At 71.6% G+C, this 3,195-nt stretch carries 1 protein-coding gene; it reads right to left on the minus strand.

Going from position 1 to position 3,195, the window contains the following annotated elements:
- The coding region (locus P1P75_RS40720) for a type I polyketide synthase (protein WP_319264863.1) at positions 1-3,195 on the minus strand (3,195 nt) is incomplete at both ends.

Consider the following 3,195-nt stretch of genomic DNA (forward strand, 5'->3'; position numbering starts at 1 on the left):
ATCGCCACCAGCGACGACGAACACGCCGTGTCCACCGTCACCGCCGGCCCCTCCAGACCAAGGAAGTACGCCAGCCGACCGGACGTGACACTCCCGGTGGTACCGGTGAGCAGCAGCCCGTCGGCCTCCGCCGAACCCTCGTGCATCGGTGGCCCGTAGTCCTGGGACATCGCCCCGATGAAAACGCCCGTGTCGCTGCCGCGCAGCGAACCGGGCTCGATGCCGGCGTCCTCCAACGTCTCCCACATGGTCTCCAGCAGCAACCGCTGCTGCGGATGCATCGCGAGCGCCTCGCGCGGCGAGATCCCGAAGAACCCGGCGTCGAACTCCCCTGCGTCGTCGAGGAAGTAGCCCTTGTCGACGTAGCTCTTGCCTGTCCGTCCCGGGTCCGAGTCGAAGAGGTTCTCCAGGTCCCAGCCACGGTCTTGCGGCAGCCCGCCGACAGCGTCCCGCCCCGACCGCACGAGGTCCCACAAACCCGTCGGTGAATGAACACCACCGGGATACCGGCAGCCCATGCCGACGACAGCGATCGGCTCGTCGTCCCCTGCCGAGGCGGCCACGGCCGGCGGAGCGACGACCTGGGTGCTCCCGCCCAGCAACTCCTCGCGCAGGAAAGCAGCCAGTGCGGCCGGGGTCGGGTGGTCGAAGACCACGGTGGCCGACAGCCGCAGTCCGGTGACCTCGTTGAGCCGCTTACGGATCTCCACCGCGGCCAGCGAGTCGAGGCCGAGTTCCCGGAACGCGACGGAGGGCTGAACGGAGCCCGTGCCGGCATGGCCCAGCACGGTGGCGGTGTGGGAGCGCACCAGGTCGAGCAGTTCGCGGTCGACGTCCTCGGCCGGGCGGCCGGCCAGCCGGTCGGCGAGCGTCGAGCCGGTCGCCGACACCGCGGTCGCCGCGCGCCGCGCCCGGACCAGCCCACGCAGCACCTCCGGCAGGCTCGACTGCGTGGCCTGCGCGCGCAGCCGGTCGAGGTCGAGCGAGGCCAGTGTCGCGGCGGCCTCACCGCCGGCCAACGCCGCGTCGAACAGCGCGACGCCTTCGTCCGACGGGAGCGGTTTCAGTCCGGTGCGTGCCATGCGAGCGAGGTCCGCGTCGTCCAGGTCGCGGGTCAGTTCGCTGCGCTCGCTCCAGAACCCCCACGCGAGCGAGGTCGCGGGCAGTCCGGTGGCGCGGCGGTAGTGGGCAAGCGCGTCGAGGAACACGTTCGCGGCGGCGTAGTTGCCCTGGCCCGCGTTGCCGATCGTGCCCATGATCGAGGAGAACAGCACGAACGCGGACAGCCCGACGTCCTGGGTCAGGTCGTGCAGATTCCACGCCGCGTCCAGCTTCGGCGTCAGCACGGCGTCTACCTTCTCCGGCGTCATCCCGGAGATCAGTCCGTCGTCCAGGGTCCCGGCGGCGTGCACCACTCCGGTGAGCGGGTGGTCCGCCGGGATGTCCGCGAGCAGGGCCAAGAGCGCGGCCCGGTCGGCCACATCGCATGCGGCGACGGTCACCTCGACGCCGAGCCCGGACAGCTCGGCGACCAGGTCGGCGGCTCCAGGCGTGTCCGGCCCGCGCCGGGAGACCAGCAGCAGGTTCCGCACCCCGTGCTTCGTGACCAGGTGCCGGGCGAACAGCTTGCCGAGTGTTCCGGTACCGCCGGTGATCAGCACGGTGCCGTCGGTGTCCCACTGTGACAGCGACTCCGGCCCGCTGCGGCCCTCGGCGTCCGGCCGCCTCGGCGTACCCTCCGGTTCCCGTCGTCGGTCCGCGGAACCGGCCCTGACCAGTCTCGGCACCACGACATGTCCGTCACGCAGCGCGAACTGGGTGGCGTCACCGGCCAGCGCGGACGGCAACGCGGCGAGCGAACGGTCGTCGTCGTCCACATCGACCAGGACCAGCCGGCCGGGATTCTCGTTCTGCGCGGAGCGGAGCAGCCCCCACAGGGGCGCGGTGGAAAGGTCCGGTACGGGTTCGCCGTATCCGGTCGTCATCGCGCGCCGGGTCACCACGACCAGCCGTGCCTCGGTGAACCGGTCGTCGGACAGCCACGCCTGCACCAGATCGAGCGCGCCGTACAGCACCGTGCGGGCGGCTCCCGGGACGTCTGTCGTATCGTCGCGTTCGATACACACGACCACGTCCGGCGAGTCGCCGGGTATCGCGGACAGTTCGGTGAACGCCTGCCAGTCGACGCCGCCTGGCGTCGACGAGCGCAGGCCGAACGGGTCGTCGCCTAGCAGCGCGAGCCCGCTGGGCGGTGCCGTGTCCGCCGACGGCGCGGGGATCCATTCCAGGCGCAGCAGGGAGTCCCGGTTCACGGCCGCGGAGCCGAGGTCGGTCACGTCGGCCGGGAGCATGACCAGCGACGTCACCTCGGCCACCGGCATGCCGGCACCGTCCGCCGCGCGCAGCCGTAGCGCGTTGTCCCCCACCGTCGTCACCGACACCCGCAGCGCGGAGGCGCCAAAAGCGTGCAGCGTCACCCCTTCCCAGGCGTACGGCAGTCGTACCCGGCCGTCGTTCGGCAGGGCCTGACCCATCAGTGCGGCGTGGAGTGTGGCGTCGAGGAGTGCGGGGTGGATGTTGTAGGTGTCGGGGTCGGTGGGCAGGGTGATCTCGGCGTAGACGTGGTCGTTGTGGCGCCACATCCGGTGCAGGCCCTGGAAGACCGGGCCGTAGTGGTATCCGTGGTCGGCGAGCGTGTCGTAGGAGACGTCGACGGGCTGCGCGCCGGCCGGCGGCCAGGACGTCAGGTCCCAGTCCGGGGAAGGCATCTCAATGTCGAGGACACCCGTGGCGTGACACGTCCAGGAGGCGTCGGTGCCCGCGTCCGGGCGGGCGTCGATACGAATCGGACGCGCGCCGTCACCGGCGGGCTCACCCACCTCCACCCGGAGGCGAACACCACCGTGCTCGGGCAGGACCAGCGGGGTCTGCACGGTCAGCTCACGGATGCTGCCGCAGCCGACCCGGTCCGCGGCATGCACCGCCAACTCGACGAAGGCAGCGCCGGGCAGCACGGTGGTGCCGGCCACTTGGTGATCGGCCAGCCAGGGATGGGTGGCCAGGGAGATCCGACCGGTGAAGACCAGACTGGCCGCACCCTCGGTGAGCGCACCGAGCAGCGGATGACCGGCCGCCGTCAGCCCGACAGCACCGATGTCACGCCGGCCGGTGTCGGGCCTGAGCCAGTAACGCACC

The sequence above is a fragment of the Streptomyces sp. ID05-39B genome (genome assembly GCF_033794725.1).
GTDB lineage: Bacteria > Actinomycetota > Actinomycetes > Streptomycetales > Streptomycetaceae > Streptomyces > Streptomyces bobili.